Source organism: Rhizobium sp. UFLA01-1127 (genome assembly GCF_059803845.1).
Genome location: NZ_JAUQTZ010000149.1, coordinates 1 through 15337, shown reverse-complemented (window position 1 = coordinate 15337; position 15337 = coordinate 1). Strand labels below are relative to the sequence as shown.

At 56.2% G+C, this 15337-nt stretch carries 10 protein-coding genes; 6 read left to right on the top strand and 4 right to left on the bottom strand.

The features are described from left to right. The 4 genes from Q4Q11_RS26700 to Q4Q11_RS26685 all read right to left on the bottom strand — a co-directional run. Nucleotides 1-1856 (bottom strand): GumC family protein (locus Q4Q11_RS26700; RefSeq protein WP_498571351.1); only part of this gene is annotated, 1856 nt, incomplete at its 3' end. Continuing rightward, nucleotides 1853-2995, bottom strand: coding sequence for a glycosyltransferase family 4 protein (locus Q4Q11_RS26695; RefSeq protein ID WP_112507945.1), 1143 nt, complete (start codon nt 2993-2995; stop codon nt 1853-1855). The genes Q4Q11_RS26700 and Q4Q11_RS26695, both read right to left, overlap by 4 nt. Next, the gene (locus tag Q4Q11_RS26690; RefSeq protein ID WP_498571350.1) at nt 2989-4089 is read right to left on the bottom strand and encodes a glycosyltransferase family 4 protein; all 1101 of its coding nucleotides are present in this window, start codon (nt 4087-4089) and stop codon (nt 2989-2991) included. Before Q4Q11_RS26690 ends, Q4Q11_RS26695 begins: the two co-directional genes overlap by 7 nt. Next, the gene (locus tag Q4Q11_RS26685; protein WP_112507949.1) at nt 4086-5036 is read right to left on the bottom strand and encodes a glycosyltransferase; all 951 of its coding nucleotides are present in this window, start codon (nt 5034-5036) and stop codon (nt 4086-4088) included. Before Q4Q11_RS26685 ends, Q4Q11_RS26690 begins: the two co-directional genes overlap by 4 nt. Nucleotides 5037-5677: 641 nt before the next feature. On the opposite strand from Q4Q11_RS26685, the gene Q4Q11_RS26680 reads away from it, so the two are divergent. From Q4Q11_RS26680 to Q4Q11_RS26655, 6 genes are all read left to right on the top strand, one after another. Further along, nucleotides 5678-6985, top strand: a complete 1308-nt coding sequence (locus Q4Q11_RS26680; RefSeq protein ID WP_498571349.1) for an O-antigen ligase family protein — start codon at nt 5678-5680, stop codon at nt 6983-6985. An 8-nt stretch (nt 6986-6993) separates the two neighbouring features. Next, a complete protein-coding gene (locus Q4Q11_RS26675; protein WP_498571348.1) occupies nt 6994-9123 on the top strand; it encodes a right-handed parallel beta-helix repeat-containing protein in 2130 nt (709 codons plus the stop codon). 767 nt (nt 9124-9890) lie between these two features. Beyond that, on the top strand, nt 9891-10754 hold the full coding sequence (locus Q4Q11_RS26670; protein ID WP_498571347.1) for a WecB/TagA/CpsF family glycosyltransferase: 864 nt from the start codon (nt 9891-9893) through the stop codon (nt 10752-10754). Nucleotides 10755-10761: 7 nt separating this feature from the next. Then, on the top strand, nt 10762-12156 hold the full coding sequence (locus Q4Q11_RS26665; RefSeq protein ID WP_112507958.1) for a sugar transferase: 1395 nt from the start codon (nt 10762-10764) through the stop codon (nt 12154-12156). Nucleotides 12157-12202: 46 nt separating this feature from the next. Then, nucleotides 12203-13246 (top strand): UDP-glucuronic acid decarboxylase family protein, encoded by a 1044-nt coding sequence (locus tag Q4Q11_RS26660; RefSeq protein ID WP_112507960.1) that lies wholly within the window; start codon nt 12203-12205, stop codon nt 13244-13246. Between the two features lie 4 nt (nt 13247-13250). After that, nucleotides 13251-15080 carry a glycosyltransferase family protein gene (locus Q4Q11_RS26655; protein ID WP_498571346.1) on the top strand — a complete coding sequence of 610 codons (1830 nt, stop codon included), beginning with the start codon at nt 13251-13253 and terminating at the stop codon, nt 15078-15080. Nucleotides 15081-15337: the final 257 nt, after the last annotated feature.

Here is a 15337-nt window from a genome sequence, read left to right as displayed (position 1 = left end):
ATGAAGTCGATGCCGCTTGGATGGTGGTAGATGACCTCCTGGATTCGAGCCTGTCCGCGCAGGAGCTCATTCAATCCATGCTTCAGCCCCGATTTGAAAAGCGATTCGAGATTTCCGCGCCGGAGGTCGCCATCAACAAGCAACACCGGGCTTCCGCTGGCGGCAAGTTCGATTGCCAGCGATCTGGCGACCAGCGACTTGCCTTCTCCGCTGTGAGCCGACGTCACCAGAATACTGCTCGGCAACTTTCCGCCGTTGGATTGTTTGAGTGAAATCATGACGGTGCGCATCGCTTCCTCAAACATCCCGCCTTGGACGTGCCCGAAGAGCATCGATGGATTTCTCCGATCTTTCCTTCCCAGGCGCAGTATGAATCCGGCAGGCAGAGTACGCGCCATTCCGGCTAGCTGGTCGAAGCTGCGGACCGTCCCATCCAGCATCTCAACCACGAAAGCGGCCGTCACCGCGATCGAAATCGAACCCAGCAGGGCGCCCATCAGATAGAAAAGCCGTCCGCGCCCCTGCGGCGCGAGCGGCACCGCAGCCGGTGACAGAACTTCTACTTCTGCGCCCGGCAGCATGGCTTGCGCAGCCAACGCCCGGCGCTGAGCCTCGAGCCCGTCTAACGCCGTTTGCTCTCTTTCGGCGCTGCGCTGTAACCGCGCCAACTCAGTTTGTGCTAGGGCGGAGCGAGAACGTTGCTCGTAAGCGGCAGCTAGCTCGGATCGGACTGCACCGTCTTCACGATCAAGCGCCGCAAGCTTGGCGCGCATCGACTGGAGATATCGATCGACCGCAAGGCGAAGATCGCTGCGGGATTTAAGAATCTTTGCACGCAAGTCTACCACTGCCTCGGCATTGTTGCCGTATGTCTCGAGAAGACGATCGAGATCTTGCTGTTGCGCACGAAGGTCGCGTTCCATCGCGCCAATGCCGTCGGGAACAGATATATTCTGCAGAGCGAGCGAAGCGTCATCGCCCGCTTCGAGGGTGGAGATCGTTGCGGCTAGTTCGGCGCGGTTTTGTGCGATTTTTATCTGCCGGTCGCTCAGTTCCATCAGCGACTTGATCTGGTCACCCTGCGAGTCGTCGTTTGAGGCTGCGCTCATTGCTTTCTGATACTTGTCGGCAGCATCGCGCGCTGCCTCTGCGTGATCCTGCTGTTCGGCGATTCGCTGTTGAATCCATCCCTCCGCTGCGTCCAGACGGCGACGGATACTCACCTTCCGCTCTTCAAGGTAGATGCTGATAAGTCGGTTCGGAACTGCGGCTGCCAGTTCGGGATCACTTGAATCGAATCCTATCGTGATAACGTCACCCTGGCCGTCGCGCCATACTCGCAGCGCCCTGTAGTACTCTGGGATTACGGGCTCCAGGCTGTTTCGTATCGGCAAAGGCGTCATTCCACTGTCGAACAGACCACGCACTGCTTCTCTGGCTTTGCCGGCAAGCGAGGTTTTCCGCAGTGCCGGATTGAATTCTGGCCGCTCCTCGAGCCGGAGGTCGCGGATAACACCTTCTGCTGCGCTCCTGGAAAGAAGCCGTTCTGTCTCGGACGCAAGTTCGAATTGATCGCGGCGGCCGGAATCCTCAGTGCCGAATGTTGTCGCCAGAGGCCCGTGAATGATCAGCCGGGATTCGGCATGATAGCTCGGTTTAAGTTCCCAAATCACCGGAATGGCAGGCGCCACCAGCAGCGTTGTTAGAGCCACGATCATGAGAATTCTCCGCCGGATGAGGCGCAAGCATGATGTCAGATCAAAATCGTCTGATTTGGACTCTATCTGAAACGGTGGCTCATAGCGCATTGACGGGAACGAGCCGCTGCGGGCCGGCGGAAGAGTCGAGATTGTCATGGTGCGCCAACCCTTGTTTGACGTTGCGCGGAGATGGCATCGTAGAGTTTTTCCAGCGAACGCATATATGCCTTCATACTGAAATGGTTGAGATAGTGGGCGCGGCCTTTGGACGAGAGACGGTTCCTGATTTCGGGATCGGTAACCAACTTTGCCAGCGTTGCAGCCAAGGCATCCTCGTCTCCGACAGGCACGAAGATGCCGGTTTCGCCGTCGGAAATCGCTTCGTCATGCGCTCCAACACATGTGGTGACGACCGCCAGTCCGTGGGCAAGTCCTTCAACCACCGCCATCGCCATGCCTTCGGCATGCGAGGGCAACACCAGGATATCTGCCCGTGCGCACAAGGCCCGCGCCTGGTTGGCATCAAGCCACCCTGGCATCTCCACCAGATCTGAAAGCGCCATGGCTGCAGCCTGACGTCGGTAGTCTTCTACAGGTCCGTCGCCAGCCAGCACGGCTCGCCACCGGAGCTCTTTCATGATCGGATGGCTGAGAGCAAGCAGAAGTTCCTTAACGCCTTTACGCTCGCTCAACCGACCGAGAAATACGATCAACGGCACCTCGCCGACGCGAACATTGCGCACTCCGGGGTCGGGGACGCAATTGTGGGCGACGACTATGCGGCGCTCGTCTACGCCCAAAAGTGTCGCTAGCGTCGTGCGATCGCGCTGGCCTAGGACCACCACGTAATCAGCATCTTGAAACATCCGGCGTATGAGCAATTGTTGACGCGGCGAGCGGGCAGCAAAGTCGCTTGCATAATCGTAGTCGTGCAGGTGCAATACATGAAAGCACCCAAGAAGGCGGGCAGCCTGCGTTAAGATCAGTTTTCGCGAAGTGCTGCCGCGACCTGCGACATGGATATGGTGAATGCGTTGCGGAGCGACGATCCTATCCTTTACCATCACCAAGACGGCACCCAACAGGTGCAGAGGCGACGTCGCCACGGACCATCGTGGCCCTCTGGTGTCGGTGACCAGATGCTTTCTGCCTTCCTCCTTCGCCGTGCCACATATGTAGCCAACCAGCCTGCCGATACCGCCGCCGTTCTCACAGCCACCCGAGACATAGTGGCGTACTGTTGCCGCGTTCCGCGCCGCTATCTGATTTCCATCCGTGAGCGCCTTCGTCAACATGCCCCGACCACCTCCCGATAAACGGCTGCGGCCTTTGCTCCGACCTGTTCAGGCGAATTCGCTCCTGTGGCCCATTCGAGCGCATTGGTCCCGAAATTGCTTCTGAGTTCGCCGTTTTCTGCCAGTGTCCGGATGGCTCTTGCAAGCTGTTCCGCATCCCGGGGCGGAACCACCAGTCCCAATCCGTTGGGCTGAACGGTGGCCCGCAATTCTCCGACGTCGGTCACGATAACGGGTTTGCCAAACGCCACGGCAAGGTTGAGCACACCGCTTTGGGACGCTTCCGTATAGGGGAGGACAACGATATCGGCATCCAGAAAAAGCTGGGCGACCTCCGTATCTTCGATAAAGCGGTTGTGAATATCATAGCGGGCAGCTTCCCCCATGAGCGGCTGGAAGACCCACGGATTGTCGCCGCGGCCTGCGACGGTGATGCGTAGATTGGGAAGCAAGTCCTTGAGCATCGCCTCGGCACGGATCAGATGCTCCAGACCCTTGTAGGCAAAAATCCTCCCAAAGAGCAGGACGCGCACAGTTCCGTCTGCTTGGCGCCGGACCATTTTCTGTCGCCGAGCGAGGTCCGCATAGCGATGAATGGCGGGATGCGACAGGACATGGACGCAATTGGCGGATTTTTTGTATCGGGCGAGGATCATCTGCTTCAGCCCCTCGCCATGCACCACGACATGATTTGATTGTCTCACCATAAATTCGGATGCCCAGCCTGGAAGCGTGCAGGTATCGGAATCGCCGGGATGCACATCCACATCATGGACGGTCGTGACGAGCGGGATTGGTCGCCAGAACGGAGCGGCAAAGTTCAACCAAAGGGTAGAATTGCTTAAAAGATGAATGAGGTCCGGCCGTTCGTGCCGGATAAGGCGTGTTAGCTGGCGCAGGAACCAGGGATTGGAGAGCGAGCGGTGCCGTGGCCAGTCCATAAGGTGCAGATCGACAGCCGGATCGACCCATGAGGCAAGCTGCGCATAGCGCCGGCGCGGAACCGCCAGGACGATCTGCGCATGTCGGGCAACGCCGCTGGCGAAGGAGATGGTGTAGTCTTCCAGTTCGGAAACCAGCAATAGCGCTTTCATTTCGCGGGCTCCGACACGCCGGCGTCTTGACCGAGCCGAGGGAGGTTGTGAGCTGTGCGCAACGCGTCGCGCATCCGCCTGAACAGGTTTGGTTCTCCTGCAAAAAAGAGCCCTTCGACGGCAATTTTGAAGCGAGTGCGCGTATCAACGCCGACCAGCTTTGCCGACGCGACCTGGTAAGGATAGTGATCAGTCAGATCCAGCCGTCCCGCCAATTCGTGGGCCGAAAGAAAGAGGTTCGTCGCCTCAACGACCGCCTGCCAATGAGCCATTCGCTTTCGCAGCATGGCGGCATCGTCGATCGGCCGATACCAGTTGTTGTTGTGGATTCGGTAGAACCCAAGGGGATCTGGCAAAGCAGCAATGTCCCCTAGAAACGGATAGATTCCCACAAGCCAAGCGTCGGCGGATATGCGGAACTGTTTGGGAATATCCCCTGCAGCATCCCATGCACTACGTCGGACAGCGATGGCAGACGTCATCGGGAAGGGCCACCAGCCTGCCGATTGAGTGAGCCGTCGCGATAAATCTCCCGAACATAGGGTTCGAGGGATTGGCTTGAGGATCGGCGAGCCATCGGTCAGCGCGGGCTGAAGTCGGTGATAGACGAGCGATGCCTGAGGGTTCGCATGGAAAGCCGCTGCCGTCGCTGACAGCTTGTCCGGCGCCCACCAGTCGTCTGCATCCAGAAAACTGAGGATGTCGCCACTGCTCAGTTTCACCGCGGCATTGATCGCGGCGGCCTGCCCTTGATTTTCCTGAAAGAGCACCTTGATGCGGTCGCCGTAGGTTTCCAGAATGGAGCACGATTGGTCGCTGGATCCGTCGTCCACGACGATTATCTCGACGTCCGGCGTCTGTTGCGCCAAGACGCTGTCAATCGCACGACCAACGAAGCGAGCGTAATTGTAATTATTGATAAGCACGCTCATGGCCGGTCGCTTCATGACACCTCTCAAGCGGGTCGCTGCGCAACGCATTGGTGCGGCAGAGTTGCGAACGTTCGCGCGCTTGGCCGCGCGAAATGTTGGAGAGAGAATGGATGCAGCCCGGCGTCATCCCCATCGTCCCGGCTCTCGGCCGCAGACGGTGAGGTCACCGCCGCCAATGCTGCAGCGAGTGAGGTTCTTGCCGTGTAAGGTACAGAACCAGGACTATCACCTTCACCATCACGCAAAACCATAACAGTCCCAATCATTCCGTACCTCAACTGCGGATTGTCAGTTGCGCCAGAATTATTGTTCTACTTTACCGGCAACCGCGGCTCGGCGCCGTGCTTCGCGGTATGCCCTCATCATCAAGCTACCGATGAATGATCACGGGTAACATCTGCTCTTATTAGCAAGCCGGTAGGCTCGGCCACTCACCCTTTGGAGGATGGATCGACCGAGAGCTTAAACGCGCCACCGCCTTTTGGCGGTGGGTATAGGCGTTAGAATTACCCCAGCCTTCATTTGCGTTGGTTGACTGCGGAGGTGGTCGGATGATTGTTCCTTGGTGATTAGCGCAGCTATGAGGGGAGACTCATGTCCTTCCAAATTGCCGCTATCAACACTCTCTTGATTGTTCAAGCCGGCTGGGACCGACAATGAGGCCGTATACGCCTGGAGTTGCAAGTGGACCGACCGTCAGCTGGCGGGCCATAGAATACTGGGGCGCCGGCGTGTCCCTTTTTCTTCAGACGGGCGCTGTTTTTCCACTTATGTTGGCGGATGCCGCCGGGGACCTTAACGATTCGGCCAAGTCCATATTGCGTCTCCTCTGCCTGCCCGTATATGCGTATACCCTATTGATGTTGATGCGGAACTTTCCGCAATTTCGGATAGCATTACGGCGAAATCTTTTTGTTCCCCTGATGGTTGCCTTGCCGTTTGTGTCTGTCTTCTGGTCGGTCGGCCCGTCGACGACCTTGAGGCGTGCCGTCGGCCTTCTGTTTACAATGCTTCTGGCCTATGTGCTGGCGATACGGTTCACTCCGAGGCGGTTGCTTCTGCTAGCATTTGCAACATTTGGAACATGTATCGTTCTTAGCCTGGCCGTCTTTGCAGCTTCACCGCACCTGGCACGTATGTCTGACGGTGCGATACGGGGTATCTTCATTCACAAAAACATTCTCGGTTGGTATGCCAGTATGATGATACTTGCGGCGACTGTCGTGCTGATGGACGGTACTCTAGGCTTACAGCGAACCGCTTTCACTTTGTTGGTCGCAGGTGGAGTCTGCCTTGTTGGCTCAGGGTCGATGACCGCGATAATCGCGACGGCATCGGCATACTGTCTGATCGGGTTCTACTGCGTCTTGCGGCGAATCCGCGGTATCAGGCGCATTGTCTTCGTCCTGGTTTTCGTTGAGATGTCAGTCGGCCTTCTTATTTCGCTGCACGAATTCCTCGTCCCGCTCCTGGAAGCGCTTGGTAAGGACGCCACTTTGACGGGCCGTGTGCCGCTATGGGAGCTAGTTGATAGTCGGATAGCCGATCATCTGCTACTTGGCTTCGGCTATCAGGCATTTTGGACCGAATCGAACCCCGAAGCATGGATTATCTGGGGAAAGATCCAATGGATGGCTCCTCATGCCCATAATGGATTCCGTGACATCATGTTGAATTTCGGAATAATCGGAATGACTTTGTTCGTCCTAATGATTTTCCACGCGGTGCACCAAGGCGCGGCTCTTCATTGTCGCGATCAAAAATATGGCTGGCTCTGGTTAAACGTCTTCATGGTCGTGATTTTGGTCATGAATCTGACTGAAAGCATATTTTTTGTTCAGAACGACGCTATTTTCGTTCTGTTTGCCACCGCGATCATCATGGTCTCGCTATATGCGCCCGTCGTTTCGACAAACCCCGGTTCAGTGCCTCGAGCGCCGGCAGGCGGTACAACAACGGAGTAGCAGATCTCATGAGGTTGCGCTTCGCTCCGATCCTGAGCATTTTGCTTGCGACGCCGTTTCTACAGTCAGATACGCTGGCATTGTTGAATTCGGACGCTGATACGCCCGACCGGCTGCAAACGGCGATCAGGGAAGCGACTTGTGCGGAAGCTTCGCCGGCGACCTTCTCGGCCAAGCTGAAGGGGACGTCCCTGAGCGACCTGTCGGCCAGCACACCCGCCGCCCGGGCCATATTTTATGTTTCTCCAGATGGTAAAGACACTTGGAGCGGCCTCCTTCCCAAAGCAAACTCTCAACGCACCGATGGTCCATTTGCCAATATCGAGAGGGCTCGCGATGCCGCGCGCGCGAAGGGGGGGCAAAGCACAATCGCGATGGGCAATGGAGATTACTATCTCACTCAACCGATAGTCTTTGACTCTCGTGACGCCGGCCTGATCATTACTTCGAGGTGCAGTCAGACACCGGTCCTGCACGGCGGCCCGCTTGTGGAACATTGGGTGTCGCGGGCCGACGGTCGTTGGACAGCATCGCTGAAATTACCTCCAGATAAGGCGGTGGGCGACCTTTTCGTAGATGGCGTCCTCCAGACGCAAGCCCGTTTTCCCAATGCTCCCCCTGATGGAGATCCGCGCAAAGGGTGGCTGTTTGCGGCCAAATGCCAATCAGACAGCAATGGCTGGCAAGGCAACACGCGGTTTTGCTTCCACAGCGGCGACCTTCCGGCGTTGAGCGATGCAAAAGGGCTTGTCGCAAACATCGTCGGTGGTTTTCGCCCCGGAAGCCAGTGGGGTAGCGACACGCTCCCGGTGATCTCGATCGACACGGCAACCCAGACCGTTCATACCAAGGGCACCGCTTATTTCTTCACTGCGGAAGGCAGCCGCTATTTTTTAACCGGCGCGGAGGCCTTCCTCGATGCCCCCGGCGAATGGTGGTACGACAGCCACGCCGGAAATCTCGACTACATTCCCATGGACCGATTATTGTCCAGTTCTAAGGTCGTCGCCGGCCTTCTGCCTACGTTCTTCAGGCTGAATGGAGCCGATGGAATAGTTGTCTCGGGCCTTCAGTTTCGTGATGGAGCCCCGCAGGGTAGCGGCAAATTCGATACTGACACCAGAGGGTTTGGCGCCATACGGGTCGAACATGCCGATCGCGTCAAGCTGCTCGGCAACGTCATAGAAAACGTCGGCGTTGGAATCCATGTGTCCGAAAGCAAGGATGTTTTGATCGCGGGCAATGCGATCGGAAATGCGGCCGGTAACGGGATTTACCTTGGTACGGCCTATGGTACCTTCGGCAAATCGGATCGCGCCAGGATCCTGTCGAACCATATCCATGATATCGGAAGGGTCTATTTTGAAAGTGCGGGGATTTGGTTCCAGGCGGCGGACGACATCAGGATAGCTCACAACTTGATCGAACAGGCCGCGCAGTTCGGTATCGCCGGCGGTTCGCTATGGGGGCCTCAAGACGCTGTGCATGACGCAGTCATCGAATATAACGTAATCCGCAACGCCAATCAGCGGACGGCGGATGGTGGCGCCATCAAGATGATGGGCGAGCAGGCTGATCCTCTGAACAGCAGCATCCGTTACAATGTGGTCACTGGCACAGACCAACTTATGAACAGGGCCGATGGGACCTTCTGGCCAGCCCGATATGAAAATGTCGATGAATGGCCGTCTCCTATTAGTTGGGCGATCTACACCGATGGTAAGGCCAGCGGGATACGCATCGAGGGGAATACTCTCTCCGACAACGTATCGGCGATTGGCATCAATGGCGGCTGGAGCAACTTGGTGACAGGAAACATCATTCGACATGGATCGGGCGCAGCCTTTCGCGTAGACGACGGCACCGGGACGGGGTGGCATCCCCCATGGGCAGATCCAAATCGGATCGAGGACAATATTGTATCGGTCGAAAGCAGCAACGGGCTTGCCGCCTATGTCTATGCGCCTGACCACAGGCCGGGCTCGGTACGTTTCGCACGCAATCGCTACAGCGGCAATCTGAACGATAAAAGCTTCCGAATACATCCCAGGATCCTGCCATCGGGGGAGTTTGGCAGCCTAGGCGATCTTCAGAGAGCTGGCGTGGACTCCGGCAGCGTCGTGTCGGGTTCTCAGTAAAGGCGTGCACCGTCACGAGCGGCGCTCTCGCCGGGGATAAGGGTTCCAGCTATGTCGATTTCAGAAACTTTACGGCCATTTCATGCAAACATTGCCGGTGAGTGAATCTATTGGCGCAGCTCAGCGCGCTATTGTTTAATGATGCCAAGCGACTTGGGTTGTCGACCGTTCTTGCGAATGCGACGGCCGGGATCTTTAATTTCCCCCCAATCCTCATCCGCAATGGAAAGAGAAAGGTCAGCAACATGGTTACGCGTTCGCGCAACGGCTTGAAGCGCGAACTGCACTTTCGTCCAATACTCAAGTGCGCCATGCGATCCGACGCGCAAGTACCTCGTCGCATACGACTTCGACCCCTGTTAAGTTCAAAACTGATCGATCACTGCTTCGATAAGCTCAACACTTCCGTCGCCTAACGACCGTTACCACATGCGCCATCAACTTCCTAAGGTCGTCCATCTGCAGTCCTCGTCTGGATGCGATGAATGGTCGATGTAGCTTGGAATTGCCCAGAATTATTTGCGTGAAAGCAACTATCTTGTGCAGCGCTGCAAACGTTCAGACCATTCTTTTGGAATTGAGCTCATCCAAAAGAGCAATATGGTTGACCAAGATGTATGTGCCTTACTTCAAATATCGTAATTCACGTCAGTGTTGAGTTATAAATAGGCAGTCTTTTTTACGTCCAACGGCTGCGATGGCAACTATGGAGGCAATCGGCCTAGCGTCATATTCTTGCGTCAGTTCAGGTCGTGAAGGCATAGGCCATGAGAGCGCAAACGTCGGACAGCAGCCAAACTTCAGTTCCCAATTCAATAGGCTCATTTGAATGGACTAATGTCCTTGGTGTTCGCATTTCGGCGGTTAATCTTAAAAGCGCGACCGGACTTATTCAAAAGGCGATCGAAGAAGGAAAGAAAGAATATGTGTGCGTTCGGGACGCACACGGTGTCGTCCGCTGTCAAACGGATCCCGAGCTTCGGTCTGTACATAACCGGGCGTTTCTGGTGACACCCGACGGCATGCCGTTGGTATGGGCATTGAAGCATGCTGGCCATTCGGAAAGCGGCAGGGTCTACGGACCTGATCTGATGCTATCTGTGTTCGAGGCTGGCAGTTCCAGGGGGGTGCGCCACTTCATTTATGGCGCAACAGCCAAGACGCTCGAGCAGCTGCAGGCGCGACTTCTCGCAAGATTCCCCGAGGCGCGGATAGCCGGCTCCTATGCGCCGCCTTTTCATGAACTGTCTCAGCAAGAGGAAGCCGATATTGCCGACCGGATCAATCGATCGGGCGCCGATGTCATCTGGGTCGGGCTTGGCAGCCCCAAGCAGGAACTCTGGATGGCGCGCATGCGCGAGCGTCTGGAAGCGTCGATGCTCATCGGTGTTGGAGCCGCTTTCGATTTCCACGCCGGTCTCAAGCGGCAAGCTCCGAAGATAATCCAAAGAAGCGGTTTTGAATGGGCGTTCCGTCTTCTATGCGAGCCCCGGCGGCTGTGGCGCCGATATGCGGTCGTCGTGCCGGCCTTCATCTCGCTGTCTGTATTCCAGAGACTAGGGCTTCGGAAGTTTCCGATCGAAGATGAGGTTGGTGGATCGAGCGTCGAGACAACCAATGTAGGGGAGTAAAACCATCATGTCCTCATTTGCGTCGCCAGCGCCTGTCCGACCCGTAACAAACCCTACCAAGGCCGCCGAATTCCGCAAGCAGAGCAGGCTTGCCACGTCGTCACTTTTGGTTGCTGGCGACATCGCGAGCTATCTTATAGCCTATTTTCTTCTCCTGCCGTTTCTTCCGAACGGTTCGGAGAACACGATTCTGGAGCGCATTTTCGCCTTCGCAGCCTTGGCGGCGATCATTCTTTATGCATCGGATGCTCTCTATCCCGGATATCGGCTCCATGACCACGAGCATCTGCGTCGCCGCGCGATAGCATCCATGAAAGTGGCTGTCTTTGCAGCGCTTGGGGCGATCCTGCTGCCGGAAGGATCGCGACTGCTGCTTGGCGTCCTTGGCTTTCTTGGCCTCGGGCTGATTATTCAGCCCGCCATACGCTGGGTCGCACGAGGCCTGTGCTGGAGACTTGGAATCTGGGGAGAGCGGGCGGCAATCATAGGGAGCCGCAACCGCATGCCCGCGCTTATGGCGCATTTCGCCGACCATTGGCAGTATGGTATCCGGCCGGAACCCTATTCACCCGATGCTTCAGCAGCACTAGCCGATAACGGGCCATCTATTGCCTTGATTGCGGGTGATACCGGCTCGCTTGTCGCCGAGTTGGCGGCGATGCGCCGAAAGTTCGCCGAAGTCATTTTGCTGTCCGACACGCCGAGCCTAAAGGTAAGCGGTTTGCGACCTGCGGATATCGGCGGAGAGATCGGCATTCGGCTCGCCACCGGCGCGAGTTCGGTCAACTCCGATCCGGTTCGGCGGATATTCGATCTCGCAATCGCCATCCCTGCAACGATCGTTGCCGCGCCATTCGTCGCGCTTGCAGCGGCCGCGATCTATGCCATCGATCCAGGTCCTGTCTTCTTTCGACACACTAGGGAAGGACGGTTCGGCAGGCCGGTACGTGTCCTGAAATTGAGGACAATGTACCAAGATGCAGAACAGCGCCTTGAAGCATTATTCCGAGACAACCCTGCCATGCGAGCCGAGTGGTCGAGCCACTTCAAACTCAAGGATGACCCGCGTATCCTTCCGGTTATAGGTCATGTGCTGCGCTCTTCGAGCATCGACGAGCTCCCGCAATTGGCGAACATCATTGCGGGCCAGATGGCCATCGTCGGACCGCGTCCGTTTCCGGAATACCACCTTCGGGCCATGGACGGCGAGTTTCGAGACAAGCGGCGCTCCGTCATGCCGGGGCTCACAGGCCTTTGGCAAATATCCGAACGAAGCAATGCGGATATCGAACTGCAGCAGCAACTCGACGAATACTACATCGACAACCGGTCCCCGTGGTTGGACTGCCAAATTCTTCTCAGCACAATCCCTGCGGTCTTTAAAGGCAGGGGAGCCTACTGACCATCCTCGCCATCTGCGAGGCAACCATCAACAATGGAGCACACCAATGCATGGACAAAGGCGAATTATGGTAACCGGTGGCACTGGCTTTCTGGGGTCATTCTTGTGCGAAAGGCTTCTGCGAGAAGGCAATGACGTCCTTTGCGTGGACAATTACTACACCGGTTCGCGCGAAAATGTGCTGCATCTTCTCGACGATCCTCGCTTTGAGGTTCTTCGCCACGACATCACCTTCCCGCTTTATGTGGAGGTTGACGAGATCTACAATCTCGCCTGCCCAGCATCACCGGTCCACTACCAGTTCGATCCCGTGCAGACCGTAAAGACCAATGTTCATGGGGCCATCAACATGCTTGGTTTGGCCAAACGCACCAAGGCGAAGATCTTTCAGGCATCCACGAGCGAAGTTTATGGAGATCCGACAGTCCACCCTCAGACCGAGGATTATCGAGGCAGTGTCAATCCCATAGGGCCGCGGGCATGCTATGATGAAGGCAAGCGGTGCGCCGAGACTCTGTTTTTCGACTACCATCGTCAATATGGCGTGGAAATCCGGGTGGCTCGGATCTTCAATACATATGGGCCGCGTATGCAGACCAATGACGGCCGAGTTGTCTCCAATTTCATCGTCCAGGCGCTTCGAGGAGAGCCGATCACCATTTTCGGAAACGGCACGCAGACACGGTCGTTCTGCTATGTGGATGATCTGATCGACGGCTTCATTCGTCTGATGGGTGCGCCCACCGGGGTGACGGGTCCAATTAATCTCGGCAACCCTGTAGAATTCCAGGTGCGTGAATTGGCCGAAATGGTGATCGAAATGACTGGATCGAAATCAGGCATCACCTTCAAGCCTCTGCCGGCGGACGATCCCATACAGCGGAAGCCGGATATCAGTTGCGCAACGAAGGAACTTGGCTGGCAGCCGACGGTGAGCCTGCATGAAGGGCTCGAGAGAACGATCGCCTATTTCGAGTGGAAGCTTTCCGGAGGGGGCGGGACCATGCTCAGCGCCAATTCCTTGCACCAGGCTTATCCGAATCTGCTGCTTCCGAACGCCGGACGTCCCGTTTCAGAAGCCATCAGATAAGGACATGGATAGCAACGCAGATCTTCAAAAGCCAAGGCTCGTTTTCTTTCAGTGGGATCATCATCCCAATGTGAACGGCGCCGGTTACCTGCTGCTGCATATGCAGCAGCAGGTCAAATGCCTTGCGACGCACTTCGATGTCGTCGTCATAAACCACGATTGCGATTACGCAGAGACATGCGACAGGTACGAACCGGATCTGACGCTGTTTGAAAGCGGCTATCGGTCACATGGTTCACGGCGGATAAAAGTCACCAACACTCGTTCTCATATCGACGTCCCGAAGCTGGGCCTTCATAATGCCGATCCATGGTGCGACCGGCGCACCGGCTTCCTTTCCGATATGGAGCAGTGGGGTATCGATACATATTTCTCGATCGGAACGATGACACCAGAATATATGCCGGAGTTGAAGGGTAACCTATTCGTCTGGCCAAATTTCATCGATCCCGAGATTTACTACGACTATCGCCAGCACAAGATCATACCAGTTACCCTCACGGGCCAGGTCAGTGGTCTATACCCTTGGCGACAGAAGGTCTTCCCGTTAATCCGAGACCGCTACCCCTGTCTAATATCACCGCAACACACATATGAGAGCAAGCTTGCCTCCCAGCAGCTATCGGGAGAGGCCTATGCGCGCGTCCTCAACGCAAGCATCGTCGTCCCTACCTGCGGAACTGTTGCTGGCGAGGTTGTGCGGAAGCACTTTGAGATTCCGGGGGCGAACGCCTGTTTAGTAACGGAACGTACCGCAGCAGTAGAGGCGGCTGGCTTTGCCGATATGGAGAACTGTGTCTTTGCCGACCACCGCAATGTTGTGGATCGACTAGACTATCTCTTTGCTCATCCCGACGAAGCACAACGAATCGCTGCAGCCGGTTACAATTTGACCCACTCGCGTCATACGCTGAATGACAGGCCGCAAATATATCAATGGTTCATATTGAACAAAGGCCTGCGATCTGGCGAAAAAATCATCCAGCCCGGACCATTCAGCGATCTTATCAAGGTGGAGCGCACCTCACAGCGAGAGAGCATCCACGTTATCGGGGAAGCGAGTGATCGCGCTTTACTGAAGCAAGGCGATTTTCTTCTTGAACAGGACAGAGTGGAGGAGGCCAAGCAGTGCTATCTCCGCTGCCTGGACTACGTTTCTTATCTGCCTGAAGCCAAATTCCGTCTCGCAATATGCGCATTGCGGCAGGGCGATGCAGATCGCGCCTACGGCCTTCTGGTAAACATGGTCAAGGTAACGATGATTGACTATGGGGCGGCCGACCCGGATCCAGTCGAATGGGCCTATTGCCTCCTTGCCATGATCTGTAGAGGCCATCTTGATCAGGCGCGCAGGCTACAAGGCTTCTATCCACGCTTGTCCCACGACGAACTCAGGCATGCTCGCATTGTCCTTGATCAACTCGACCGCAAAGACGATCGTTTTACCTCCAGCCGGCATTGCAGCGATCGAAAAAGCATTCACCAGATCCCCAAACGGAGCGATCTCGAATGGCTTGCATGGTTCTCCGATATTCTCGAGCGTTGTCAGCAGCCAGATCTTGCAAATGTTCTTCGTCATGTTGCCTTTGAAGGCGGCGGAGCAGCCGAGACCGTACCATCTCTACACTTCAAACGCGATGTTGATTGGCGCCTGCGGTTCTACTCAGCCGTGGATGGCCTGATGATTAAACCGCCCCTGAGTGGCTTGAGGCCAAATGTACCACCCCTGCCGGAATTCCAGTATCTTTGGCATCTCGCTCGTGGCTTGATCCCTCGTTCGCAGAGAGGCGCATTGCGGAGGATCCGAATGGCATTTTCCTGGCTTTCCCCGTGACCGTTGGCAATTACTATCGGTAATGTTAAGTAAGCAGTACCCTACAATCGTGCATGTGCATGAGGTCGCCGCAGATATGAACTGCGGGGGCTGGCTGCCGGAGAGACCTCGGCATTCGATCTCTGTCTTGGTCAGTGCCTTTGTTTGGTGCCGCCGAATTTGGTTCAAAGCGAGCGATCACTTATGGTGTGAAGGACGTCTCGAGTGGCTGACGACATCAGAGCTGCGCTCTATTCGCCCCAGATCCTGTAGGCTTA